The sequence below is a fragment of the Actinoalloteichus fjordicus genome (genome assembly GCF_001941625.1).
Classification (GTDB): domain Bacteria; phylum Actinomycetota; class Actinomycetes; order Mycobacteriales; family Pseudonocardiaceae; genus Actinoalloteichus_A; species Actinoalloteichus_A fjordicus.
Genome location: NZ_CP016076.1, coordinates 4,101,085 through 4,126,318, shown reverse-complemented (window position 1 = coordinate 4,126,318; position 25,234 = coordinate 4,101,085). Strand labels below are relative to the sequence as shown.

Sequence of the window (25,234 nt, the reverse complement as noted above, 5' to 3'; positions counted from 1 at the left end):
GCCGCCTCACGTCCGGTTTGCGGGTCAGATGTAGAGGGTGTTGGGTTCGAGGTCGCACAGGACTCGCCCGTACAGCTCCAGGTTCGTGTCCGGATTGATGAGCGCGTGCAGGCTGATCGCCTGGATGTCGCGTTGGATGTGTTGAATCGGAACCGAGCTGTACACCGAGGAGCCGCCGCTCGCCGACGCGAGGATGTCGACGGCCTCCTTCGCGAGCTGGCACGACCGCCCCAGGTCTGCGCGGGCGCCCACCCGTTCCCGTGTCGTCCACACCTCATCGGCCTCGCCCTTGGCATCGATCAACTCGGCGAGCCTGCGGGCGTGAAACTCCGCCGCGTCGATGCGCAGCGCGGCGTCGGCCAGCAGCCGATGAGTCAGCGGCGCCTCGGCCTGACTCGGATAGTCGGTGTACGTGATCTTGCGATCGGGCAGCCGCTCAAGGAAGGCGGTACGGGCGGCGTGGGCGAGGCCGATGGCGGTGCCGACCGACGACACGGCGGCAGTGGGGATCAGCGGGGCGCGGAAGATCGAGGAGGCGGCGTTCCGCTGGGACCCGTACTGCTCGCGGAGTACGGCGGGCAGCGGCAGGACCCGGTCTCGCGGGATGAAGACCTCCTCGGCGACCGTGGTGACACTGCCGGTTCCCCGTAGTCCGGAGGTGAACCAGTCGTCGACGATCGTGAGGTCGGTCATCGGCACGATCGCCATGATCGGCAGCGGCGGGCCCTCCTGCTGCGGGTTCATCGCGATGACGACCTGCCAGTGACTGTGCGGCGCGCCGCTGATGAAGCCCCATCGTCCAGTGACGACGAACCCGTCGGTCGCGGTGACGGCCGTCGCACTGGGACTCAGGGTTCCGCAGGTCCGGACGTCGGGTGACGCGAAGATCTCGTCCTGCACCTTGTCGGGGAACAGCCCGGCCATCCACGTCGTGATCCAGCTGACCGAGGTGACCCAGGACGCGGCGCCGTCGCCCCGCCCCAACGCACCCGCGACCTCGACGAGGGTCCCGGCGTCGCTCTCGTATCCGCCGTAGCGAGCAGGCACCCGCATTCGGAAGACACCTGCGGCGGTGAGCGCTTCTATGGTCTCGTCGTGGAGGCGACGTTCGTCCTCATGGGAGGTGCTGTTCCGTTGCAGGGTCGGCACCAGATCCGAGGCTCGGCGAATCAGCTCGGCCCTCGATGGCGGGTGGCTGTGCGACACGCTGTTCTCCCTCGCGAAGATTTCGGAGATCTCGACGACGACGAATTCGACGGCGTCGTCCTGGTAATCGAGGAATTCGATGACGGGGCTGGCGAGGACACATCGTCTCGCCTACGGGGAATCCGCCGCATCTCTTCGATTGCGATCTCGCGGAGTCGATGAAGCGGGGAAGCCCGCCGCTGCTGCGAACCTGGTGAATGGGCACGTCAAGAGGTGTGGTCGACGTCGTCGGACTGTGACGATGCGACGGTGTCGCTGGGGTGACGTCGGGCGCGATCGCCCGCCGCCGTGCCTCATCATTCGAGGTCGACCAGCGCGCGGAAGTCCGACGAGCACGCCCCGGTTCCGCCGTCGCCGCAATCCCGAGATGAGTCTGCGGTCCGATTGCGGGTTGCTGGTCGCGTTCTCGCCGGTCATGACCGAACGGCCGACTCGGGTCGGCGCCGAAGGAGATGACTGCTTTGAGTAGCGTGATCGCAGGCCGTGCCGTCGTGCTCGGCGGAAGCATCACCGGACTATTCGCCGCCGCCGCTCTCGCCCCTTCTTATCGCGAGGTGGTCCTGGTGGATCGTGATCGGCTGATCGGAGTGCGGGAATGGCGGCGTGGCGCTCCGCAGACTCGCCACATCAACGGACTGCTCGCGAGGGGACATCAGGCGCTGGAGGAGTTGTTCCCCGGCATCACCCAGGAGATGGCCGACGACGGCGTCCCCTTCTCCGACCTGGCAGGCACCGTGCGGTGGTACTTCCACGGAAGGCGACTCAAGCAGGTCCGGGCCGGTCTGAGCTGTGTCGCCGCGACACGACCGGTGTTGGAATACCACGTCCGGCGGCGAGTGGAGGCCATGCCCAACGTTACGTTCCTCGAAGAGTGCGACGTGGTGGGACTGTCCGCCACCCCGGACGGATCACGCGTCACGGGTGCACGGATTCACCGGCGCAACGAGGGCACCGGGGAGGAGACCCTCGACGCCGACCTCGTGGTCGACACGACCGGTCGTGGCTCCCGGTCGCCGAAATGGCTGGTCGAACTCGGTTATCAGCAGGTCGACGAGCAGCGCACCAAGGTCGACATCGGTTACGCGAGCAGGCACTACCGGCTCCGGTCGGATCCGTTCGGTGACGATCATTCGATCAATCCGGTGGCATCGCCGGTGCTGCCACGCGGCGCGATCTTCACCAAGACCGACGGAGGTCGAGTGGAGCTGACCACCTACGGCATCCTCGGTGACCATCCTCCGACCGACGAGGCCGGTTTCAATGACTTCGTCAAGACGCTCGCCGCCCCCGAGATCCACGAGGCGATCGTCGATGCCGAGCCGCTCGACGACATCGCGTTGTTCCGGTTCCCGACCACGATGTGGCGTCGTTTCGACCTGCTGACCGCCGCGCCCGATCGGTTTCTGGTGATGGGCGACGCCGTGTGCACTCCCAACCCGGTCTACGCCCAGGCGCAGTCGCTCTCCGCGTTGGAGGCTCTCGCCTTACGCGCGCGGCTTCGTCGCGGCTTCGCGCCCGATCCGCTCGCCTTCCAACAGGAGGTCGCGGCCATCATCCGACCTGCTTGGGAGATGACCACCAGCGTCGACCTCGGCTTCCCCGGCGTCGAGGGCCGTCGGACGCTCGCGACGCGGCTGATGCACGTGTTCTCGCGCCGTCTGCACGACGCGGCAACCCGCGACGCACGTTTCACCGCCGCGTTCATGCGGGTCGCAGGTCTGGTCGATCCGCCGGCGGCGTTGATGCGTCCGGGACTCGTCCTCGGCGTGCTGCGCACTGCGTGGCGTACGCCGCCGCGCCAGGGTGCACCATTGCGGACCGCGCCGTCCGTCGGCAGACGGGCCAGGGGCAGGCGACCGAGGTGAGTGCGGTCCGACCGGTGTCGACGAGCGTTCCGACGAGGTGAGAGACGGCATCGTCGCGGGGAAGCCCGCGACGATGCGTCGTCGGCTCGTCGAGCTGCCTGACAGGCCACCGGCAATCGGACGGGCCCCTCGCTCCACTGGAGCGAGGGGCCCGTCGTCTCATCGGATCATTCAGCGGGACTGCCGTCAGGGCTGGGCGGCCCCGACGCTGATCGTCGCCGCGGCATCCGCCTCGCCGACGAGCGTGCACTGCGATCCATCATCGACGGAGTGGATGATTCCGGGAGTCAGGCTGACCTCGCCCGCCTGATCGAGGGTGAGCGCAACCTCGCCGCCGGAGAAGGGAATCGGCGTGTTCGCCGGGGTCTCCTCATTGGAGAGGCCCGTCGCGGTGATCGTCCCCGACGCGCTGCCGCCGAGCGTGATGTCGAGTTCGGTGTGGAAGGAACCGGCCGGGCTGTCGAAGGGCACGCCTTCGAGAATAAGCGTGCCCGCTTCGACGGTGACGGTGTCACCGACTGCGGCGCTGGCAGGCGCCGTGATGGTGACGTTGATGTCCTCGACCCGCGGCGCACTCGGGTCGCCACAGCTGTAGGTCACCCGCGAGGTGCCTGCCGTGGAATTGTCCGGGCTCGCGGCCGAGACCCCGAAAGTGGTCGCGATTCCCGCAGCCATCACCGCGCCAGCGGCAAGAGCTGCGACCCGCTTACTACGTAACTGCATCAGTGACTCCTCACTAGTGCGGAGGAACGCTTCCCCGCGTTCCTCCCTAGCTGGCCTTGCCCAGTCAGATTATCGACGCGTGAGTTCACCACCCACTTCGTCGTTGCTTCATTTCGAACTGGTGGTCGAATCGGGGAGATGATCACGGCCGGGTATCTTGGCTGGCCGAAGCGCGCGGTGTCGACGCTGGTCGGCGACGTCGTCATCCGCCGGTCGAGTCGGAGCCGATCCGGCCTGCTGCCCGCGCCGCCTCGATGACGGCGGCGACGAACGTCGGCAGGTCCGGGTCGTCGAAGAGGACGGCGAAGTCCATGGCGACGCCCAGTTCGTCCTCCACACGAGCCACGATCCGCATCGCCGAGATGGATTGTCCCTGGAGCTCGAAGAAGGTGCGGTCACAGTGTCCGTCCGGCATTTCGAGGACCGACTTCCAGATCTTCGTGACCTGGTCCTCGATCAACGACGGCAGTAGCATTCGGGCCTGGATATCCGACATCGTGATGGATTCCCTCCTGGACTCGACCGGCCTCGCCGCCGCTTTTCTCGGGCGGTGCCCGATGCCGCGAGAATCCCGGCGATACATCGTCGACACAGGCCGTGTCCAGTTGCATCTTCACAACTGCGGTCTTGAACCGTCCGGTGCGGGCAGATCACGCACCGCAATTCGCGAGAAGCATTGATCGATGGTCGCATGTGACTATTCCCCGGTGATCAGGGGAAAGACATGAGCGGGCCGAGCAGGCGGGTCCGGCGGCGCCGGGAGCCTGCGGCGGCGTCAGGCCGCCTGGGCGACGCGGCTGCGGTGGCGCGGCCCGTTCACGAGCTGGTGGACGGCGCGGCTCGCCGAGCGCCGCTCGACGATGCGATCGTCGAGGGCGCCGACGTCATGTCCTATCGCGACCTGAGTCGGGCGGCGGATGTCGTCGTCGCCCGGCTGCTGAGCCTCGGTGGCGCCGAGAACGCGCCGGTGGCGGTGCGGATGCCCGTCTGCGCCCGGCAGGTCGCCGCATCGCTCGGCATTCTGCGCGCGGGGGGCCTGCTGGTCTGGCTCGGCGACGGTGACCTCGGTGAACGGGGTAAGGCGGTGTTGGCTCAGACCCGGCCTGCCTTCCTGCTGACCGCAGGGCCTCTCGAGGACGAGCTGACCCGCTGGTACCGCGACGATCAGGGCGGCGCCGTGATCGACCTGGCCGCACCGGAGCCTGAGTCTGCGGCGGAGCCGCCCGGTGCGGTGCTGCCTGCGGTCGGTCCCGACTGGACGGCGTACGTCGCTCACACCTCGGGCTCGACCGGTCCGCCCAAGGGCGTCGCCCAGCGGCACGGGTCCTTCGCACAGTTCGTCACCTGGCTGGCCGAGGAGTTCGACCTCGGGCCGGGTTCGAAGGTGGCGCAATGGGTGGCGCCGGACCATGACCCCAGCCTGTGCGAGGTCTTCGCGACGCTGGCCTCGGGGGCGACGTTGTACCCGGTGCCCGGACGCCTTCGCGCGAACCCGGAGAAGCTGGTCGACTGGCTCGTCCGGGAGCGGATCACCTTCCTCCAGACCGTGCCCAGCATGGGACGAGAGATCCGACGGGTGATCAGCTCGTCGGACCCGCCGCTCACCGAGCTGCGGGCCTTGGTGTTGATGGGCGAGTCGCTGTCCGGTGCCCTCGCGAATGGACTGCGCGCCGTGCTGCCGAGGACACGACTGGCCAATGTGTACGGACCCACCGAGACGATCGCGGCCACCTGCCATGAGGTGACCGGTGTGGAGGGCGCGACGGTTCCGATCGGCCGCCCGATCCCCGGCCGCGAGGTGCTGGTGCTCGACGAGGCCGACCAGCCCTGCCCGACGGGAGACGTCGGCGAGATCGTGATCCGGGGCGCGTGTGTCGCCGATGGATATCTCGGCGGGGTGAGACCCGCGGCCTTTCGGCCGGTGGCCGTCGGAGACAGCCGGTCGTCACCGGCCGAACGGTGTTACCGAACCGGAGACCTGGGCAGGTTCCGTCCAGACGGACTGCTGGAGTTCCGGGGTAGACGCGACGATCAGGTCAAGGTCGCCGGAGTCCGGATGGGGATCACCGAGATCGAGGCGATCCTGGCTGAGCATGAGTCTGTTGCGGAATGCGCGGTCGTCGCGGTCGTCGGTGAAGACGGCCTGGTCACCAGGCTGACGGCGCACGTCGTGGCCCGAGGCGACGGAGTGGGCGTTCCGCAGGCGGGCGCCGTCACCTGGCGGGCATGGCTGCGCGAGCACTTCGGCGCGTCCATCGGTGCGGTGGCCTTCGTGACACGGCACGCACCGCTGCCGCGCACCGTCGCGGGGAAGGTGGACCGGCGGGCGCTGGCCGTCGCGGACGTGCGACGCGACGTCGTGCGGACGACGACGGCGCCGCAGGAGTCGGGCCCGTCGACGGCCGAGATCGTCGGCCGGGTGATCGAGGCCTGGCCCGCACTCGTCTCCGCAGCAGGCACGGACGACGTCGGCTCCGTCGACGGGGATGTCCCTCGGCTACTCGGCGTCCTCACCCGGATTCGGGAGAGGTTCCGCGTCGACGTCTCGGCATCCGACTGGCTTGCCGATCCGACCCCCACCGGGCTGGCCGCCCTGATCGAGGCCGCGATCCGTGACCGAGACCACCTGGACGAGTCGGTCGTCCGAGCCACACGAGGACGGAGCGAGAGTTGACGACGGAGCAGACCGCACGGTCGGTCCTATTCGATGGTGAGAGCCTGGACATCCCTGGTGTCGTGAACGTATCGGAGGGGCGGGCGTCCTGCCGGGTGCCACCCTCGGCGCTGCGGCGGGCGGCGAGATCGCGTGCCCAGTTCGAGGACATCGTCAAAGCCGACATCCCCGTGTACGGCGTCACCACGGGTTATGGCGAGATGATCTACATGCTCGTGGACCGGTCCAAGGAGACGGAGCTTCAGACCAACCTGGTGAGAAGCCACAGTGCGGGCGTCGGACCGCTGTTCGCCGAGAACGAGGCACGCGCCGTCCTGGCTGCGCGACTCAACGCCTTGGCGAAGGGACACTCGGCGGTTCGTCCGGAGGTCCTGGAGCGGTTGGCGCTCTATCTCAACCTCGGCATCACCCCGGCCATACCCGAGATCGGATCGCTCGGCGCGAGCGGTGATCTCGCGCCGCTCGCGCACATCGCGAGCAGCCTCATCGGTGAGGGCTACCTGTTGCGCGACGGCGTTCGCGTCGAGACCGGACCGGTCCTGCGTCAACTCGGCATCGAGCCGCTCAGCCTGCGTTTCAAGGAAGGGCTGGCACTGATCAACGGAACCTCGGCGATGACGGGGCTCGGCGCGCTGATCGTCGATCGCGCGGTGAACCAGGTCCGGCAGGCCGAGATCGTCTCGGCGATGGTGATCGAGACGCTGCGTGGATCGACCAGTCCGTTCCTGGCCGAGGGGCATGACGTGGCCAGGCCGCACCGGGGGCAGATCGACTCGGCTGCGAACATGCGCATGCTCATGCGGGGCAGCGGCCTGACCGTGGAGCACGCCGTGCTGCGCAGGTGGGTGCAGGACACCCGTGAGCAGGGCCGGGACGTTCAACGCACCGAGGTCTATCTCCAGAAGGCGTACTCCCTTCGTGCCGTGCCGCAGGTGCTCGGTGCCGTGCGCGACGCCCTCACACACGCTGCCGGGAAGCTGGACGTCGAGTTGAACTCGGCCAACGACAACCCGCTCTTCTTCGAGGACCGGGAGGTCTTCCACGGCGCCAACTTCCACGGTCAGCCGATCGCGATCGCGATGGACTACGTGACCATCGGGCTCACGCAGCTCGGTGTGCTGTCTGAACGACAGACCAATCGGCTGCTGAACCGGTACCTGAACGATGGGCTGCCTGAGTTCCTCGTCAGTGGTGATCCCGGTCTGAACAGCGGGTTCGCCGGCGCGCAGTATCCGGCAACGGCGTTGGTGGCGGAGAACCGGACCATCGGCCCGGCAAGCACTCAGAGCGTGCCGTCCAACGGAGACAACCAGGACATCGTCAGCATGGGACTCATCGCGGCGCGGAACGCTCGTCGGGTCCTGCGCAACAACGACACGATCCTGGCAGTGGAGTTCCTGGCCGCAGCGCAGGCGGTCGACCTCTCCGGCGGTCGCGACCGGTTGAGCCCGGCGGCCGAGGCGACGTACCTGCTGGTGCGGTCGCTCGCTCCGACGCTGGACGTCGATCGCTACATGGCCGATGACATCGAGCGGGTGGCCGAGGCCCTGGCAGCAGGCGCCTTCGCCGCCGCCGTCGATCAGGTGACGGAAGGACTGCGATGAACGGCGTGGAGGACGAGCGGACGGAGGAGGGGCGATGAGGGATCAGGACCATCCGGACTACGACGTCGTCGTGGTGGGCGGCGGCCCAGGCGGTTCGACCGTGGCAGCACTCGTGGCGATGCAGGGCCATCGGGTGCTGCTCGTGGAGAAGGAACGATTCCCGCGCTACCAGATCGGCGAGTCACTGCTGCCCGCGACGGTCCATGGGATCGGCAGGCTGCTGGGCATCACCGACGAGTTGACGCGGGCCGGGTTCGTCGTCAAGCGCGGCGGAACGTTCCGGTGGGGGAACAACCCCGACCCGTGGACGTTCTCCTTCGCCGCGTCGGCCAGGTTCGCCGGTGACACGTCGACCGCGTACCAGGTGGAGCGCATGCGGTTCGATCAGATCCTGCTGGACAACGCCCGCCGGGTCGGTGTCGAGGTCTGGGAGGAGTCGCCGGTCATCGACGTGATCGACGAGGGTGACCGGGTGGTCGGGGTGTCCGTCACGACGGACGACGGCACGACCCGCGACGTTCGGGCCAGGTACGTCGTCGACGCCTCCGGCAACAAGAGCCGCATCCACAGTCGGGTGGGCGGTCGCCGACGGTACTCCGAGTTCTTCCGCAACCTCGCGCTCTTCGGCTACTTCGAGGGCGGGCGGCGGCTCCCACCGCCGAACCAGGGCAACATCCTCGCCGCGGCCTTCGACGCGGGCTGGTTCTGGTACATCCCGCTCAGTGACGAGCTGACCAGCGTGGGCGCGGTGGTGCGGCCGGATGCGCTCGACCGGGTCCGAGGCGATCGAGAGGCGGCGTTGGCCGGCCTGATCCAGGACTGCCCGTTGATCGCCGAGAACCTCGCCGACGCCCGACGCGTCACGAGCGGACCATACGGCGAGATCAGGGTTCGCAAGGACTATTCCTACATCCAGGAGCGGTTCTGGCGCCCCGGCTTCGTGCTGGTGGGCGATGCGGCCTGCTTCATCGACCCCGTGTTCTCCTCCGGCGTCCACCTGGCCACCTACGGCGCTCTCCTGGCGGCTCGGTCCCTCAACACCATGCTCGCGGGCCGCCTTGACGAGGACGTCTGTCTGGCGGAGTTCGAGGCGCGTTACCGCATGGAGTACACGCGCTTCCACGACTTCCTGGTGGGCTTCTACGACATGCACCAGGACGAGGCGTCGTACTTCTGGAAGGCGAGGAAGGTCCTCGGGGGAGCCGGTGCCTCCGACCTGGAGTCCTTCGTCGAACTCGTCGGCGGCGGAGCGTCCGGTGAGGACGCGCTCGTCGGGGCGGGTTCCTACGCCGATCGCAACCAGGCGGCCTTCCAGGAACTCGCCGACATCGTCGGCAGGCCCGTCGGGCAGGAGGGCGAGGACCGCGACCTGTTAGGCGCCGCGCTGGTCAAGGCGGTGTCCCGGTCTGGGCTGCACATCCAGTTCCAGGCGGCGGCCGGCGGGAACGCCGATGAGCGCACTCCGGTACGGGCGGGCGGTCTGGTGCCGTCCGCCGACGGCCTGCACTGGTCGTCGCGACAGCCATCGACCGACGGGAGCCCACGCTCATGACGGACACGACGCCTCGACCGCAGCCCTCCGAACTGCGGCAGGACGGGGACCGGATCGCGCTGTCGTTGCAGCAGGAGTTCCTGCGTGCGATGGATCACGGGGACGGCAACGGGCCGTTCGGGCCGTACTACCACATCGTCGGCGGGTGGCGGCTGCACGGACCGCTCGATCTGCGCATCCTGCGCGGAGCCCTGAACGACGTCGTGGCACGACACGAGGGGCTGCGGACGGCGATCGTCCTCGACGAGACCGGTGTCTACCAGCGGGTGCGCCCACCCGCCGCGCCCGAGCTGGTGGTGCGTGATCTGCCTGCCGACGGAGATCGAGAGCGCATCGCCGAGCAGTTCGCCTGCGACATCGAGGCCGGTCCCTTCGGAACCGACGAGTACCCGTCGATGCGGATGGTCCTGGGCAGGTTCGATCGCCAGGACGCCGTGCTCGTCATGGTCGCCCACCATACGATGGTCGACGGATGGTCTGCCCAGGTGGTGATGCGTGATCTCGCCGAGCACTACGCGGCGCGAGCACAGCGGCGGCGACCGGTCCTGCCCCCGGCTCGTCAACCGAGGGAGTACACGGCATGGCAGCGCGCCGAGGCGGAACGTCCTGCTACGGCTGCCGCACGGGCGTTCTGGCGGACGAGCCTGCACGGCGCTCGGATGTTGACGATCCCCACGGACCGGCCGCGTCCGGCGGAGGGCGACTTCCGCACCGGCTGGCACCGCTTCCTGCTCGGTGAGGAGTTCGGTCGTGCCACCGCGACGGTCGCCGCGAGAACCCGGTCCTCGTCGTTCATGGTGCTCCTCGCGGCCTATCTGATGCACCTGCGTGACAGGACCGGCCAGACCGATCTGGTGCTGCCGACGTTCACCCCCGGCCGCTCGCCGGGATGGACCGAGGACGTCGTCGGCTCCTTCTACAACTTCCTGCCGCTGCGGGTCGACGTCGAGGGCTGCGCGGACCTCCTCGCCGTGGTCGCACGGGTCCGGTCCGCCTGTCTCGCCGCCTACGTTCACGAGATTCCGTTCGTCCAGCTCTCGGAGGAGGCGCCAGAGCTGATGTCGCCCCTGTCGGAGCCGGACGGCGCAGCCTCGGTGTTCCAGGTCGTCCAGTCGCCGTTCATGATGACCGACTGGCAGGCGGGTGATCTGAGGTTCACCGCGATGCGCCGTCGCCTGCTGTCCGCGTCGGTGGGCTCCCAGCTCCCAGACGGGCTGCTCTGGTCTCTGGAACCAAGGCCGGGCGGGCTCATCCTGGGCAAGATCGGCTACACCACCAACCTCTTCGATGAGGAGTCGGTGGTGCGGATGGCCGAGGAGTTCCGGGTGGTGCTGCGCGACACCGTGGTCACGCTCGCGGACACGCTGGTCGATCCCGTCTCCTGAGCGTTCGCCCATGGCCGCCTGCTGTGCCTGCGAACCGACGATCGGTCGGGCGTCGCCGATGCGCGCCCGACCGATGTCGCGACACCCCGGGGCCCGCCGGGATCAGGGGCCGAGGAGATCCGTCCCGGCGCGGCGCAGCTCGTCGTAGGACGCGAGATCGGGCACCCGCCAGCCGTCCAGGTCGTACTCCGCGAGACAGCTGTCGACGAACGCCTTGTACTCGTCCATCTCGCCGCCCGCGAGCTGGGCGGACAAGAGTTCGAGGCGGGTGTTCTCGTGGCTGCCCGCGTAATTGCGTTCATACAGCTCGTGACGTCCCGCGAACTCGGAGCCGACCGCGTCCCACAGCAGCTTCATCACCTTGACCCGCTGAACCGAGTCGGTGCCCCCGGAACCTCGGAGATACTGGTCCAGGTACCCGCGGACATCGGGATCGGCGAAGTCGTCGACGCTGGAGTTGACGTAGATCAGTCCGCTGGCGACGTCCTGAAGGATGATCTCGCGGATACGCGGGTAGCCGATCTGCATGAACCATCGATAAGCCATGCCGTACTGCGGGTTGGGCAGCACGGAGCCGTTCTTCCATGGCACCGGATTGCGGGCGGCGGCGTCGGAGAGCCCCCAGAACAGGTTGCGCCATGCCAGGACCTCGCCGAGCCGGGCGCGCACGCCGCGAAAGTCGGCGGTCCCGGTGATCTCCAATGCCTTGGCCAGCAGTCCCGCCAGGAACTCGAGTTTCACCGCGAGGCGGGTGCAGCCGTGGAACGTGAAACGTTCGGGAAATCCCGAGCGGCCGGTGAAGAGCTGCACCTTGCCGAGGTCACCGTAGATGAAGACGTTCTCCCAGGGGATGAGCACCTTGTCCAGCACCAGGATGGTGTCATTCTCGTCCAGCCGGGAGGACAGCGGATAGTCGAACGGGCTCCCGAGGACGGCGGCGGAGGCGGTGTAGGAGGGGCGGCAGATCAGCTTGACGCCGGGTGCGTTCGTCGCCACCGCCGCCACCAGGGCGAACTCGCGCTTTTTGACCGGGAGTCCGTAGTGGGCGATGAAGTTGTAGTGCGTGAGCACGGCCGCCGTGGCGACCACCTTCGCCCCGCTGACGATCAGGCCCTGATCGGTCTCCTTCTCCACGTGGATGAAGACGTCGGCGACCTCGTCGGGCGAGCGGTCTCGATCGACGGGCGGGTGCACGATCGCGTGGTTCCAGTACAGCACCTTCTCCTGAGACTCTCGATACCAGCGCCTGGCGTTGTCGGAGTACGGCGCGTAGTAGTCGGCGTTCGCGCCGAGGGTGCCCAGGAACGAGGCCTTGTAGTCCGGCCCTCGGCCCAGCCATCCGTAGCTCATCCGCGCCCACTCGGCGATGGCCCGCTGGTCGGCGACGAGATCGTCGGCGCTGTGCGGAGTCGTGAAGAACCGGTGGGTGCGGCCGTCCCCGCCGGAGTCCACCGGTGCGGTGAGCAGCTCGCGGCGGTCCGGATCGTGCAGGGAGTCGTAGAGACGGGCCGTCATCCGGATCGGGTTGCGGAATGCCGGATGTGCTGTGACGTCGGCGATCCGCTTGCCGTAGAGATAGACCTCGCGGTCGTCGCGCAGGCTCTCGACGTATTCGTCGCCCGTCATGGGGCGTGTCCCGGGTCGCGGCGGCGTGGATTCTGCGTGGGAATCGTGGCGGCTGGTCATCGACTGTGCTCCCCGATCTGATGGCCGGGGCGGAACGACCCGCTTGGTTGTCCGCGCAGGTTCGCCCGCCGGTTCCGGCTACACGATCTCCGTCATCCGACACCGCCGACAAGGAGAGCGGGATGATAGGGCACGGGTGGATAACGCGAGTCCGCATCGAGCACGTCCTGGTCCACGCCGTGCCGTCGTGGGGTGTCCGATCGCGTATTCCTCGCCGAGGTGAGGTACGACGGCACGATCGGCAGCCGTAAATCGTCCTGATCGTGCGGAATCACCGTGATCCGCACGTGCGGAGATGCGCGCGTTCTGCGCGCGGCCCGACGATATGTCGAGGATGGATCCGTCGGTCTCGACATTCGACCAGCACGCCGTCCTGATTTCGACACGTCGTATCCGAATTCCGACCGAGGGGTGTTCTATGCCCGGCTCGTCCGATGTCTCAGCCGAATTGCCGGAGTATCCGATCCAGCGCTCGTCGCAGTGCCCTTATCGGCCCGCCGAGAAACATGTCCGGCTCGGCGATGCGGGTCCGATGACCAAGGTTCGACTCTACAACGGCAGGCACGCCTGGCTCGTGACCGGCGCCGCGCAGGCGCGTGCGGTGCTCTCCGACTATCGACGGGTGTCCATCCGCCCGTACCACGGAAACTATCCCCTGCTCAACGTGGAGTTCGAGAAGGTCGTCGACAGCGGATACGCCGACGTCCTCTTCGGCGTCGACCCGCCGGAGCACACCAGGCAACGCCAGATGATCATGCCGAGTTTCACGTTACGCCGGACTGCGCGGCTCCGGGCGGACGTGCAGCGCATCGTGGACGCGAGCCTGGACGACCTGGAGCGTTCCGGGGCTCCCGCCGACCTGGTGACCAGGTTCGCTCAGCCGGTGCCCTCCATGGTGATGAGCCTGGTGCTCGGGGTTCCCTACGAGGACCATGAGGAGTTCGAGAGACCGGCGCGCAAGCTGTTCGTGCCGGAACTGGCCGATGAGGCGACCACCGAACTCGGCGAGTACCTCGATCGCCTGATTCAGCGGAAGGAACGCGAACCCGGCGCCGGACTGTCCGGCCTGATCGACGACCTGATCGTCGAGCACCTGCACCAGGACAGGATGACGCGCTCGGAGCTGGTGCACATCGCGATGGCGATGCTGGTGGCGGGCACCGACACCACCACCAACGTGATCTCGCTCGGCACGTTGGCGCTGCTGGACGATCCGGAGCAGTGGGCGGCGCTGCGTGCCGATCCCGGCCTGGTGCCTGCTGCGGTGGAGGAGATCCTGCGATACGTGTCCCTGGTGGAGGCGTTCGCCAGGGTCGCGGTGGAGGACATCGAACTGGACGGCGGAGTCATCAAGGCAGGGGAGGGCATCCTCGTGAGCTGCGCCGGGGTCAACTTCGACCCCCGCTCGGCCGCCGAACCCGACGTGTTCGACATCCGACGTCCGCCCAGGCCGTCGTTCAGCTTCAGCCATGGCATCCATCGCTGTCCCGGCGACAACCTCGCGCGTCTCGAACTGGAGATCGCCTTCCGTTCGCTCGTCGAGCGGTTCCCGAACCTGCGATCCGCGGTGCCCACCGAGGACCTGCCCAGCAACAACAATGACGGGACCCTGCAACGGCTCTACGAGCTTCCGGTGACCTGGTAACGGGTTCCTCGTCGGCATCGGCGGCCGGGGTCCGGGGACCGCACCTCCCGTGCGGACCAGTCCTGGACGGGACCGCCCGTCTCCCGGCGGCGCTCGTCAGAAGAAGTCCGCCCCGCGCACTGTGTGGACGCGGATCAGTCGAGGACATGGAGGAGAGCACACGATGACACGGCCACCCGGCGAACGGCATCGCCACACCGACACGCTGTCCCTGCGAGGCGTCGCCTACGACACGGGGACGAACTTCGCGACCGGCCAGGGTTCGCTGTCTCGTGCGGTCTGGAGCAGACGGCGAATGCTCGACGAGATCAGCCTCATCAGCGACCAGCTGAACTGCAACTCGGTCACCGTCTACGGCAGCGACCTCGGCCGCCTCGCCGACACGGCGAGCGAGGTCGCCGAACGCGGCCTGCACGTGCGGCTGCAGCCCCGGCTCGTCGACCGACCGCGCACGGAGATCCTGGAACACCTGGCCGAGGCCGCCCGGCTCGCCGAGTCGCTTCGTGCTCAGGGAGCGGACATCGACATGACGGTCGGCGCCGTCCATCTGCTGTTCACCCCTGGCCTCATCGAGGGCGAGCAGTATCACGAGCGGATGGCCGACATCTACGCCGACGCCGAGCACCACCTGCTCACCCCCACCGGCACCGTCGACTTCGCCGCCGCCGCGCCGCGCCTCGACGAGTTCCTCGCCGAGGCGCACGACGTGGTCGGCAGGGCCTTCGGCGGCGAAGTGGGCTACTCGGCGGCCCCGTTCGAAGACGTCGACTGGCGTCGATTCGACTTCATCGGCCTCATGTACCAGTACGTGCCGGTCTTCCGGACTCCTGAGCAGCACATTGCGGAGCTGCGCGAGTACCGGCGTTGGGGCAGGCCGGTGGACATCGCGGAGTTCGGCACGGCCACCTACCGGGGAGCGGAGCACAAGGCGTTCTTCTTCTGGGACGTGGTCGAGCGGTCCGGGCCCGTGCCCACCATCCTGGACGGCCACGTTCGCGACGAGGGTGCCCAGGCCGCCTACCACCTCAGGATGTTCGACGTCTTCGAGCAGGCGGGCATCAGGGCTGCGACCGTGTCGGAGTTCATCCACCCGACACACCCGCACTCTGCCGATCCGACGGTTGATCTGGACATGGCGAGCATGGCCTTGGTGAAGACGATTCGGACCGATCCCGCCGATCCCGCCTCCGACTACCAGGTGGAGCCGAAGGAGTCCTTCCACGCCATCGCCGACCACTACGCCCACCTGGGCTTCCAGACCTCCCTCCGCCGCTGATCGACCCGAGCAGCCGAGAAGGCCGCCACCGTCCCTCGGGACGGTGGCGGCCTTCGTCGGGCTGGAACGGCGGGCGGTCTCGGTGGCGGCTGTGTCGGTGGTGGTCGCCGTGGGGGCTTCTTCTCCTACGGGCCGGGGCGCGGGGAACCGACCTGATCGGCGGGTCCGGTCCGGCAGCGGAGCAGTCAGGAGGCCAGATCCGGCGGTGCGGGCAGTGGCTGTGTCGACCGGGGTTCCGTCGGCCTCGGTCGGCCTCGCGATCAGGCGGCGGTGCGACGATGCCGATCGGGCCCGATGCTCATCGGCGACGCGCGATGGTGAGGCCGTCAGCGATGGGAAGCATCACCGTCTCCAACCTGGCGTCGGCGGAGAGCTCGGCGTTGACCTCCCGCAGCGTCCGAGCACAGGCACGGGACAGGCCCTCCGCAGCCCGCTCGGGGTCGACCACGGTCCCGTCCAGCAGCACGTTGTCGATCACCAGCAGCCCGCCTTGGCGCAGCAGGGGGATCGCCGCCCGGCAGTAGCTCGGATAGTTCATCTTGTCCGCGTCGACGAACACCAGGTCGACCGGCGGCCCCGTCGCAAGCTCCCGCAGCACCCGACCCGCCGAGCTGACGTGAAACTCGATGCGATCGGCGACGCCCGCACGACTCCAGTGCTCCTGGGCGATTCCCGCCCACCGATCGGTCACATCACAGGTGATCACCCGGCCGCCTCGGCCGACGCCGAGCGCGAGCGCCAGCGCGGAGATCCCGGTGAAGGTGCCGATGTCGACCACTGTCCTGGCGGTGCACGTCCTGGCCAACAGGGTGAGCAGTGCGGCCTGCTCCAACGGCACCATCATCCCGGCGGACTCGCCCGTCGACGCCGTGCGTTCGGCCAGGGCCAGCAGCGCCGGCTCCGGCGGACTGCACGAACGGACCAGATAATCGCGGGTCCGGCCGTCGACCGGGACGTTCTTCACCTCGGCATCGGCGCCGTGCATGAGCGCCCCTTCCTGCTCGTCGAATGTGGGCTCGCCCGCCCTCAGGTCTGATCGGCGACCGGCACGGTGCCTGCCGGACCGTCTGCTGCGGCCGGTAGTCCGCCCACCCCCGGCAGCCCCGACCCGCCGCCGGGCGGCCGGGCGGGCGTGTCAGGCCGCGCCCGTGTCGGGCCGGCCCAGCCAGGCCGGGGTCCGCCGCGCCCACTCGACGGTCTTGGCGAGTCCCGCGTCCAACCCGGTGGTCGGCTCCCAGCCCAGCAGCCGCCGTGCCTTGGCATTGTCGGGAACCCGTCGTGGCAGGTCCTCGTACGCCGAGCCAAGGTGCGCCGCGGTGTCCACGGAGGTCCACGATGCCCCGGTGGCCGCCGCGATCAGCGTCACGACCTCGGCTACCGTCGCCTCGTCCATGCTGCCGATGTTGAACGCCTCACCCGTCGCCGCCGGGTTTCGCGCCGCGAGGATCGTGCCGTCGACGACGTCGTCGACGTAGGTGAAACACCGGGTCTGGTCTCCCCGGTCGTAGACGACCATGTCGTGCCCGTTGAGCGCGCGGTGAATCGAGCGGCTCACGACGTAAGCGGGTCGCTGCCCCGGCCCGTACACGTTGAAGTACCGGACGATCGAGGCATCGAGCCGGTGCTCGCGGATGTAGGCGAACGCCAGGTGTTCCATGAGCGCCTTGCTCGACGAATAGGCCCAGCGGTCGGCCGAGGTGGGGCCCAGCACGCGATCCCCGTCCTCGGCCCACGGCACCGCTGGGTTCTTCCCGAACACCTCGCTGGTACTGGCGACCACCACTCGCGCGCCCGACCGCCGGGCCAGGTCGAGCACATTTCGTGTCCCGTTGAGGTTGATGTCGATGACGTCGAGCGGGCGGGCGAGGTACTGGTCGACGCCGACGACCGCGGCAAGGTGATAGACGACGTCGACCTCCGAGGCTGAGACGGCCTCCTGGAGGGCGTCACGATCACGGATGTCGATGCGCAGGTGCCCGACCCGCCCCCCGTCGGCGCCCAGCGAGTCGGGCGGCGTCGCGATGTCGACGACCGTCACCTCGTCGCCGTCGGCGAGAAGGCGTCGCACAAGGTGGGTGCCGATGAATCCACAGCCGCCGGTCACCAGTGCTCGCACCATCGGAGGTCCGTCCAATCTGTTCGTGGGAAGCCGGGCCGACGCGGCCCGGCGGGTCGCTGTCCGTCCTCGCTGTCCGCGCTGGTGAAGGAATCCGGTGGGCGCGGACCCCGGGACCGGTGCTGCGGCCTGCCGAGCGCCTCCGCCTCGTGCGTCAGGAGGTGATCCGCTCGTACATGGCCTCGGCGATCGCGTCCGAGTTCGACCCTTCGCCACCCTCGTGAACCCAGATGAACACGTCGTCGGTCAGCACCATCGAGTCCTCGGACACGCAGGCGGTCTCCGGGCATTGCCAGCTCTGCCGGATCGTCTGCACGAGTTCGTGGTCCTGGTCGTTGAACACGATGGACTGGGTGATGCCGAGGGACTGCGCGTCCGGCAGTTCCGCCATCTCGCGTTCGGTGAACGACAGGGTGCTGCTGACGGTCTCCCCGCCTCCGGTGGCGCTCGGCGGCCAGCCCTGGATGGTCTGGTGGCCCTCGCCGCACCCCTCCACTCGCATCCGGATCAGATCGAGTGCGTCGCTGCCAGGAGCCTCCGCCACGAAGGCGATGAAGAGCGCTCCGTCGGCGCGGTTGCCGAAGTGATACCAGCCCTCCAACGACTCCAGGCCGTCGATCGCCGAGAAGTAACTGACGCATCGGGGCATCACGACCACACCAGAGGGCTCGCCGGTGCCGGGCATCGCTCGTGCCACGGCTTCCCGCAGCGGCATCTCCGGGTTGAGCTGGCTGCCCGCCGGGTGTTCCTCGACGGGCAACAGGATCGAGCGCAGGTCGTCGACCGGGCTGGTGGATGCGGCGACGTCGACCGGACTCGTCGAGGGCGGATCGGGCGGCTGCTGCGGGCTGCATCCCGCGACGGCGGCCGTCACGGCCACCGCCGCAGCCAGTACGGACATCCTCTGTCGACCTCGCATCGTGGGGCTCCATTCGTCATCGAGTCCGAACCTGCCGACGGCAGGCTCGGGTTGCTGTTCGCCTCGTGCTCCCGTGTCGTCACGGGGTCGTCGTTCCCGAGGCGCGGCGTGCGGGGCGGCTCCCCGCCGTGCGACCGGCCTGCTGCCCGGAGGCCTGCTGCCCGCGGCCTGCTGCGGGCAGTACTCGTCAGGCGGGGCGACGCCTGCGGGTGCGGCGTGGACGGCATCGCCGGGCGGACGTCGAGGGTCAGTCGGCTCGGCGGTTCGGGCCTGCGGGTGCGGGCCGAGCGGCGGTGACGGGGGTGAACTCCACCGGCAGCGCGGTCAGCCGGTGCAGGTTGTAGCTCGGCTTCCAGGCCAGCTCCGTCGGTGGAACTGCCAGTCGGAGGTCGTCGAGTCTGCGCAGTACGGTGGCGAAGGCGATCTCGCCCTCCATCCGGGCGAGCGGGGCACCGAGGCAGTAGTGGATGCCGTGGCTGAAGCCGAGAATCCGACCTCCGACCTCCCGCCGCAGGTCCAGGCGACCGGGTTCCTCGAAGACCTCCGGATCGTGGTTGGCGGCGGCGGCCGAGATCACGACGTGCTCGCCCGGTCGGATCTCGACACCGGCGATCTCCAGGGGTTCCCGCGCGAAGTGGTAGGTCACGCTCGACACCGGGCTGTCGAATCGGAGCAGTTCCTCGACGGCGCCGGGCATCATGGTCGGGTCCGCCCGCAACATCGCCGTCGACTCGGGATGCCGCAGCAGCGTGAGCAGGCCGTTGGCGATCAAGTTGACCGTCGTCTCGAATCCCGCGCTCAGCAGCAGCATCGCGTTCGACCGCACCTCGGCGTCGGTGAGGCGGTCGTCCTCCTCCTGCGCAAGCAGCATCGCCGACACGAGGTCGGCGCCGGGGGCGCGGCGCCGCGTGCTCACCAGCGCGGTGAGATAGACGTCCAGCCAGCGGCCTGCCGCGATGATCTCGTCGTAGCCGGAGGAGGTGTTGATTCCGGTGAGGACCTCGGCGTGTTCCTCGAACTCGGCACGGTCGCCGACCGGGATGCCCAGCATCTCGCAGATGACGGTGATCGGGAGCGGCAGCGCGAGCGCGGTCACGAGATCGGCGGAGCCGTCAGCGGCGACGGCGTCGATCAGTGCGTCGGTGATCTGCTGGACCCTCGGACGCATCTCCTCCACCCGCCGTCGGGTGAAGGCCTTCGAGACCAGCCGACGTAGTCTCCCGTGATTCGGTGGATCGGCGAAGAGCATATGTGCGGAAAGCGGGAAGTCGGCGCCGCCCATCGGATGATAGCGATGCAGTTCCGGTGCCGCCGCGTCGATTCCCCGGACCAGTCGGGAATCGGCGAGGGCGGCCCGCGCCGCGTCATTCCCGGTGACCAGTACGGTGGGCATCCCGTCCGGCAGGGTGACCCGATGAACCGGCCCGCGATCACCCAGCATCGCGAACAGCTTCTCGGGGTCGGCGAATGCCGAGACAGGAAGTCTGACGGCATCGTCGTATTCTGACATGGCGATCCCTCGGCTCTCAGCCCGACTGGTCGGTGACGGGGTCGGTCGGCAGCTGTCGCGTCGTGCCGCCTGCGCGGCAGGGAAACCCTGCCCTGTCGGCAGCTTCGATGCCGTGACCTCGACTATCTCGGCCAAGGTAGCAACCGGCGACCGTGCGTGGTTCTTCGTGATTGCGGGGTGCCTGCGGTCGTGGAACGACCGCATCACCGCCGGTGGCCGGGTCGTCCACACCGCCGTTCCCGGTGTCTCCTTACCGGAATCAACCCGCCAGGACCGCGTTTCACCCCGCTCGTCGCGATCTGTCGAGGCCCGGCCGGACATCGCGCGGAAGGAACGTCAATAGGGCATTTCCGAAGATGCGGGTCCGGTGCCGCATGCCAATCATGGGGAGGAGCATCGATCGGGACTGTCCGGGTTGGCCGAATCCCGAACTTTCGAACTTTCGGCGGGCCGGTCGAGAATCGCCGATTCGGTGCTGCCATGCGGGGCCGACATTCTCAAAGGAGATCTCATGCGAGTCCTGTTCGTCGTCTACCCGTCGCACGCGCACTTCTGGCCTGCGGTGCCCTGCGCCTGGGCCTTGCAGAGCGCAGGACACGAGGTGCGAGTCGCCTCGCATGCCCGCTTCGAAGGCTCTGTCACGGCGGCGGGACTGACCCCGGTCGGTCTAGGCGATGCTCGGGTCGACGAGGCAAGGACACGGCCCGACGCGCGCGCCCCCTCCCATCCCGAGGAGGTGCTCCGCTATGCCGATGCACTCGGGCTGGACGCGGCGGCGCGGGAACACTGGATCGCCTACTTCCAATGGTTGTTGAACCCGATCTCCGACTATGTGAGGACGGATCTGCCGTATGCCGATGAGCTGATCGACTTCGCACGGGACTGGCGGCCCGACCTGGTGATCTGGGATCCGACGTTCGCCTGCGGCCCTGTCGCCGCGAAGGTCAGTGGCGCCGCCCACGCCCGCATGCTCATCGGACCGGACTACCTGGCGTGGAGCCTGGACCGGCTGGCAGAGCGCCGGACCGAGCTGCTCGCTGCCGGGTTGTCGCCCAATCCGCAGGCCGAGCTCATGGCGCCCCTGGCGGAGAAGTACGGCATGGAGGTCGACGACGAGCTGCTGTACGGACAGTGGAGTATCGACCCGATGCCGCCCGGGCTGGTCCTCCCGACGAGCACGACGACCTTGTCGATGCGGTACGTGCCCTACAACGGCGCCGAGCCGTTCCCGCGATGGCTGCACCGTCGGCCGGAGCGGCCGAGGGTGGCGTTATCGCTGGGGGAGTCCACGCGCAGGTTCATCAAGGGCGACTGGGGACGAACTCCGAAGATCCTGGAGGCGGTCGACGGCCTGGACGTCGAGATGATCGCGACCGTCAACGCCCCGCAGTTGGAGGGAGTCGAGCGGATTCCGGACAACGTGCGCACGATCGAATGGGTCCCGTTGACCCAGCTGATGCCCACCTGCTCGGTCCTGATCCACCATGGGGGCCTCGGTACCTTCGGCGCGCCCGTCGCGGCCAAGGTGCCGCAGATCGTCTGCGACACGGGGGAGACGCTGATGATGCAGCCCGTCGAGGTCGACCCGAAGATGCCCGGCGACGGCACCTACCGGGTGGGGTTCGAGTTCGGCATCAGCGAGGACGTCGTCGAGAAGGTCACCTCGTGGGAGCTGCCCGCCAAGAAGCTGGAGGCGACCCCCACCGCTGACTACGTGGTCGGTCGGGGCGCGGGCCTTCGGCTGAATCATCGGACTCAGTCTGTCGAGGAGATCCGGGCGGTGATCCTGACGGCCGTCGAGGACCCGGCGATTCAGCGCGGTGCTCAGGACGTCTTCGACACGTGGCTCGCCATGCCGAGCCCCGCCGACGTCGTCCCGCTCCTGGAACGGATGACCCTCGAACACCGCCGCGGCTAGCGCTGTCGGCGTCCGCGCCGACACACGAGCGTGCCCGGCGAGCGGGCCAGCCGCCGCACAGCCGGTCGAACCGGGTCCGTTCTGCCCGCCCACCGCGTTGTGGGGCGGGCCGCTGTCCCGTCCCGGCCGTCTCGGGCGGTGTATCCGCTGTGCGGCCACGCGCACGGCACCGACGTCGATGAGGAGAAGCTGATGACCGTGCCCGGGGACGGCCCCCCACCGAAGGCGGGCCGCAGGGAATGGACCGCCCTGGCGGTCCTGATGTTGCCGACGATGCTCACGATGCTGGACATCGGCGTGCTGTTCTTGGCGTTGCCTGAGCTGACGGCGGCCCTGTCGGTGAGTGCCAGCGAGCAGTTGTGGATCACCGATGCCTACGGATTCCTCATCGCGGGCTTCCTCGTCACGATGGGGACGCTCGGCGATCGGATCGGCAGACGTCGCCTCCTGCTCATCGGCGCGGCGGCCTTCGGCGTGGTGTCCGTCATCGCTGCGTACTCGTCATCGGCCGAGATGCTGATCGCGTCGCGTGCCCTGCTGGGCATCGCGGGAGCCACGATCGTGCCCTCCACGTTGGCATTGGTGATGGGGATGTTCCGCGATCCTGCGCAGCGCGGGGTGGCGATCTCGGTGTGGTCGGCAGCCTTGACGGCTGGGGTGGCGCTGGGTCCCGTCCTCGGCGGCGTTCTGCTGCACTGGTTCTGGTGGGGCTCGGCCTTCCTCGTCGCGGTACCCGTGATGGTGGTGCTGCTGGTGACGGGGCGGCGGCTGCTCCCGGAGTTCGCCAACCCCGGCGCAGGCAGGCTCGACCCGCTGAGCGTGGTCCTGTCGCTGGCCGCCCTCCTGCCCTTCGTCTACGGCGTCAAGGAGATCGCCCGCGTCGGCTGGCAGTTCCTGCCGCTCGCCGCCGCCGCGATCGGCCTCCTCTTCGGCCTGGCGTTCGTCCTTCGGCAGCGTCGGCTGGCCGAACCACTGTTGGACCTGCGGCTGTTCGCCATCCGCGCGGTCAGTGCCGCCTTGGTCATCGGGCTGCTCGTCGCCGCCGTGCAGGCAGGCACCGGCTTCCTCGTGGCCCAGCATCTCCAACTCGTCGAGGGGCTCTCGCCGCTGAACGCCGGGCTGTGGGTGCTGGTCCCGACACTCGCCCTGATCATCGGCATCTTCCTGAGCCAGGCGGTGGGCCACCTCGTGCGGCCTGCCTATCTCATCGCCTCGGGAGCGGTGATCGCGGCGGTCGGCATGGTGGTGCTGACCCAGGTCGGGCCCGAGACGGGACTCGCCGTCCTGTTAATCGGCTTCACCGGCGTCTACTTCGGCGTCAGCCCGGTAGGCCCGCTCGTCGCTCAGGTCGTCGTGCCCTCGGCCCCGCCGGAGAAGGCGGGGTCCGCGTCCTCGTTGCAGTCGACCGGCGGGGAACTGGGGGTCGCGCTGGGCATCGCGCTGTTGGGCAGCGTCGGGGCCGCCGTCTACCGCGCGGGCGTGGACGTCCCGCCGGAGCTCGCGGGTACCGAGGCAGGGGAGGCCTCGGGGGAGACGCTCGCAGGCGCCCTCGCCTCGGCAGGCGAGCTGTCACCCCCGATCGCCGATGGCCTGGTCGACTCGGCCCGACAGGCCTTCGTCGCCGGTCTGAACACCACCGCGACGATCTGCGCGGTCGCCTTCCTCGGCCTGACGGTGCTCGCGCTCACCACTCTGCGCCACCTTCCGTCTCGTGCCGCCGCATCGAAGCGGTAGCCCCAGCGCGTCCGCCCCGTCCCGACGGCACTCGCCATCATCGGAGGACCTATGCGACACGAACCCAGAATCGACACGCTGATCGTGCCGGGGGCGCGTCTGCACCACGAGGTGCGAGGGTCGGGACCCGTGTTGTTGATCATTCCCACCGGCAACGGCGACGCGGAGCCCTTCGCGCCGTTGGCGGACGCGCTGGCCGACCGTTACACCGTCATCACGTACGACCGACGCGGCTTCTCCCGCAGCCCGATGCTGCGACCGGTCGACGACGAGCGCCGCCTGACCGAGGACGTGGACGATGCCCGCAGGCTGCTGGTCCACGTGGCCGACGGACCCGCCCACGTGCTGGGCAGCAGCTCCGGTGCCGTCATCGCGCTCGCACTGCTGGAGCGGCACCCGGATCGCCTACGGACGCTGATCGCGCATGAGCCGCCGCTGGCCTCGGTGCTGCCCGACTCGGCACACTGGCTCGGTTTCTATGCCGATCTGTACACCACTTTTCGGCAGTCCGGCGTCGAGGCGGCCCGGAAGATGTTCCGCGAGGGCATGGGGATGACCACGCCCACCAGGGCACCCGAAGGCTCCGCGCTGCCGCCGGACCGGCTCGCCGAGATGCTGACGAGACTGCGACGCAATCAACTCTTCTGGTTCGAGCACGAGATCCGCACCTACCCCGCCTTTCTGCCGGACATCGAGGCGTTGCGGACGTTCTCGGATCGTCTCATCCTGGCGGGCGGGACGACCGCACGAGAACACTTCCCCTACCTGCCCAATGTGGAACTCGCCGGACGTCTCGGCACTGAGATCATGCACTTCCCCGGTGGACACGTGGGCTACGTGACTCACCCGGACGAGTTCGCGGCGATGCTCGGCAGCGTGCTCGACGCTAGAACCGGCTGAGAGTCCATCTCCGCGCCGGGCACCGGGCAACTGGTCCCGACAGTGCGTGCGGGATCGGCCGCACCTCGGTCGCACGGGGCCGGCCGTCTGATCTTCCGCGAACGTCTCCTGCCTGCCGAGTTCCTCGGCCGTGTGACAGGCGACGAAAGCCCGACCTGTCGACGGCGGCCGCCTGCTCGGCGGCAGCGGGAGTCCGGCCGATGTCTCCTCGGCGACATCGGCCGGGACTCCCCGGCGTGCCCCGGTCCGGCCTCGCCGACCGCGACGCGGCTGCGCGGCAGGGCGGCGGCCTGTGTGGGTGGCGCGCGGCTCGCATGGGCCCGAGCCAGGGCCCGAGAGAAGGACGCCGTCCGGGCGGGACCCGAGTGGTGCGTGGTGCGGGTTCCTGGCGAGTTCGCCGGTCGCCGCCGTGTCCTGGTGCAGCCCCGGCGTTCACCCCTCGTCGTCGACAGCGTGGCCGACCGCCCGACCGCCGAGTGTCGGCCGGGCGGCGAGACCGTCGTCGACAGGCCCACTCGCGC

18 protein-coding genes are annotated in these 25,234 nt (G+C 68.8%); 10 read left to right on the top strand and 8 right to left on the bottom strand.

All coding sequences use genetic code 11. The features are described from left to right. Positions 1–24: 24 nt before the first annotated feature. Positions 25–1,206 carry an acyl-CoA dehydrogenase family protein gene (locus tag UA74_RS17670; RefSeq protein WP_075741262.1) on the bottom strand — a complete coding sequence of 394 codons (1,182 nt, stop codon included), beginning with the start codon at positions 1,204–1,206 and terminating at the stop codon, positions 25–27. 470 nt (positions 1,207–1,676) lie between these two features. On the opposite strand from UA74_RS17670, the gene UA74_RS17665 reads away from it, so the two are divergent. After that, positions 1,677–3,071, top strand: a complete 1,395-nt coding sequence (locus UA74_RS17665; RefSeq protein WP_157434625.1) for an FAD-dependent oxidoreductase — start codon at positions 1,677–1,679, stop codon at positions 3,069–3,071. A gap of 186 nt (positions 3,072–3,257) precedes the next feature. On the opposite strand, the gene UA74_RS17660 is transcribed toward UA74_RS17665, so the two are convergent. Beyond that, positions 3,258–3,794, bottom strand: a complete 537-nt coding sequence (locus UA74_RS17660) for a hypothetical protein (RefSeq protein ID WP_157442265.1) — start codon at positions 3,792–3,794, stop codon at positions 3,258–3,260. 202 nt (positions 3,795–3,996) lie between these two features. Beyond that, positions 3,997–4,269, bottom strand: coding sequence for a phosphopantetheine-binding protein (locus UA74_RS17655; RefSeq protein ID WP_157434269.1), 273 nt, complete (start codon positions 4,267–4,269; stop codon positions 3,997–3,999). 249 nt (positions 4,270–4,518) lie between these two features. Here UA74_RS17655 and UA74_RS17650 point away from each other — a divergent pair, with 249 nt between their 5' ends. Genes UA74_RS17650 through UA74_RS17635 form a run of 4 tightly spaced genes read left to right on the top strand, consistent with a single transcriptional unit; the run spans position 4,519 to position 11,009 of the window. Next, positions 4,519–6,468: an AMP-binding protein gene (locus UA74_RS17650; protein WP_083683290.1), complete on the top strand. Its 1,950-nt coding sequence runs from the start codon at positions 4,519–4,521 to the stop codon at positions 6,466–6,468. Then, positions 6,465–8,072: a tyrosine 2,3-aminomutase gene (cmdF, locus tag UA74_RS17645; RefSeq protein WP_075741257.1), complete on the top strand. Its 1,608-nt coding sequence runs from the start codon at positions 6,465–6,467 to the stop codon at positions 8,070–8,072. Before UA74_RS17650 ends, cmdF begins: the two co-directional genes overlap by 4 nt. Positions 8,073–8,106: 34 nt before the next feature. Further along, on the top strand, positions 8,107–9,624 hold the full coding sequence (locus UA74_RS17640) for a tryptophan 7-halogenase (RefSeq protein ID WP_075741256.1): 1,518 nt from the start codon (positions 8,107–8,109) through the stop codon (positions 9,622–9,624). Beyond that, positions 9,621–11,009, top strand: coding sequence for a condensation domain-containing protein (locus UA74_RS17635; protein WP_075741255.1), 1,389 nt, complete (start codon positions 9,621–9,623; stop codon positions 11,007–11,009). Before UA74_RS17640 ends, UA74_RS17635 begins: the two co-directional genes overlap by 4 nt. A 102-nt stretch (positions 11,010–11,111) precedes the next feature. On the opposite strand, the gene UA74_RS17630 is transcribed toward UA74_RS17635, so the two are convergent. Beyond that, complete coding sequence (locus UA74_RS17630; RefSeq protein ID WP_232237301.1) at positions 11,112–12,635, bottom strand: 4-hydroxyphenylacetate 3-hydroxylase family protein; 1,524 nt, start codon at positions 12,633–12,635, stop codon at positions 11,112–11,114. 592 nt (positions 12,636–13,227) lie between these two features. On the opposite strand from UA74_RS17630, the gene UA74_RS17620 reads away from it, so the two are divergent. Continuing rightward, positions 13,228–14,340 carry a cytochrome P450 gene (locus tag UA74_RS17620; RefSeq protein ID WP_198042760.1) on the top strand — a complete coding sequence of 371 codons (1,113 nt, stop codon included), beginning with the start codon at positions 13,228–13,230 and terminating at the stop codon, positions 14,338–14,340. A gap of 163 nt (positions 14,341–14,503) precedes the next feature. Next, positions 14,504–15,616 carry an abortive infection protein gene (locus UA74_RS17615; RefSeq protein ID WP_075741251.1) on the top strand — a complete coding sequence of 371 codons (1,113 nt, stop codon included), beginning with the start codon at positions 14,504–14,506 and terminating at the stop codon, positions 15,614–15,616. A 298-nt stretch (positions 15,617–15,914) separates the two neighbouring features. On the opposite strand, the gene UA74_RS17610 is transcribed toward UA74_RS17615, so the two are convergent. From UA74_RS17610 to UA74_RS17595, 4 genes are all read right to left on the bottom strand, one after another. After that, positions 15,915–16,601 carry an O-methyltransferase gene (locus UA74_RS17610; protein ID WP_075741250.1) on the bottom strand — a complete coding sequence of 229 codons (687 nt, stop codon included), beginning with the start codon at positions 16,599–16,601 and terminating at the stop codon, positions 15,915–15,917. Between the two features lie 150 nt (positions 16,602–16,751). Further along, positions 16,752–17,735: an NAD-dependent epimerase/dehydratase family protein gene (locus UA74_RS17605; protein ID WP_075741249.1), complete on the bottom strand. Its 984-nt coding sequence runs from the start codon at positions 17,733–17,735 to the stop codon at positions 16,752–16,754. Positions 17,736–17,886: 151 nt separating this feature from the next. Further along, positions 17,887–18,651, bottom strand: coding sequence for a hypothetical protein (locus UA74_RS17600; protein WP_075741248.1), 765 nt, complete (start codon positions 18,649–18,651; stop codon positions 17,887–17,889). A 247-nt stretch (positions 18,652–18,898) separates the two neighbouring features. Further along, positions 18,899–20,161 carry a cytochrome P450 family protein gene (locus UA74_RS17595; protein ID WP_075741247.1) on the bottom strand — a complete coding sequence of 421 codons (1,263 nt, stop codon included), beginning with the start codon at positions 20,159–20,161 and terminating at the stop codon, positions 18,899–18,901. Positions 20,162–20,672: 511 nt separating this feature from the next. Here UA74_RS17595 and UA74_RS17590 point away from each other — a divergent pair. From UA74_RS17590 to UA74_RS17580, 3 genes are all read left to right on the top strand, one after another. Further along, positions 20,673–22,079 (top strand): nucleotide disphospho-sugar-binding domain-containing protein, encoded by a 1,407-nt coding sequence (locus UA74_RS17590; RefSeq protein WP_075741246.1) that lies wholly within the window; start codon positions 20,673–20,675, stop codon positions 22,077–22,079. A 192-nt stretch (positions 22,080–22,271) separates the two neighbouring features. Further along, on the top strand, positions 22,272–23,813 hold the full coding sequence (locus UA74_RS17585; RefSeq protein ID WP_075743933.1) for an MFS transporter: 1,542 nt from the start codon (positions 22,272–22,274) through the stop codon (positions 23,811–23,813). A 51-nt stretch (positions 23,814–23,864) separates the two neighbouring features. Next, positions 23,865–24,713, top strand: coding sequence for an alpha/beta fold hydrolase (locus UA74_RS17580; protein ID WP_075741245.1), 849 nt, complete (start codon positions 23,865–23,867; stop codon positions 24,711–24,713). Positions 24,714–25,234: the final 521 nt, after the last annotated feature.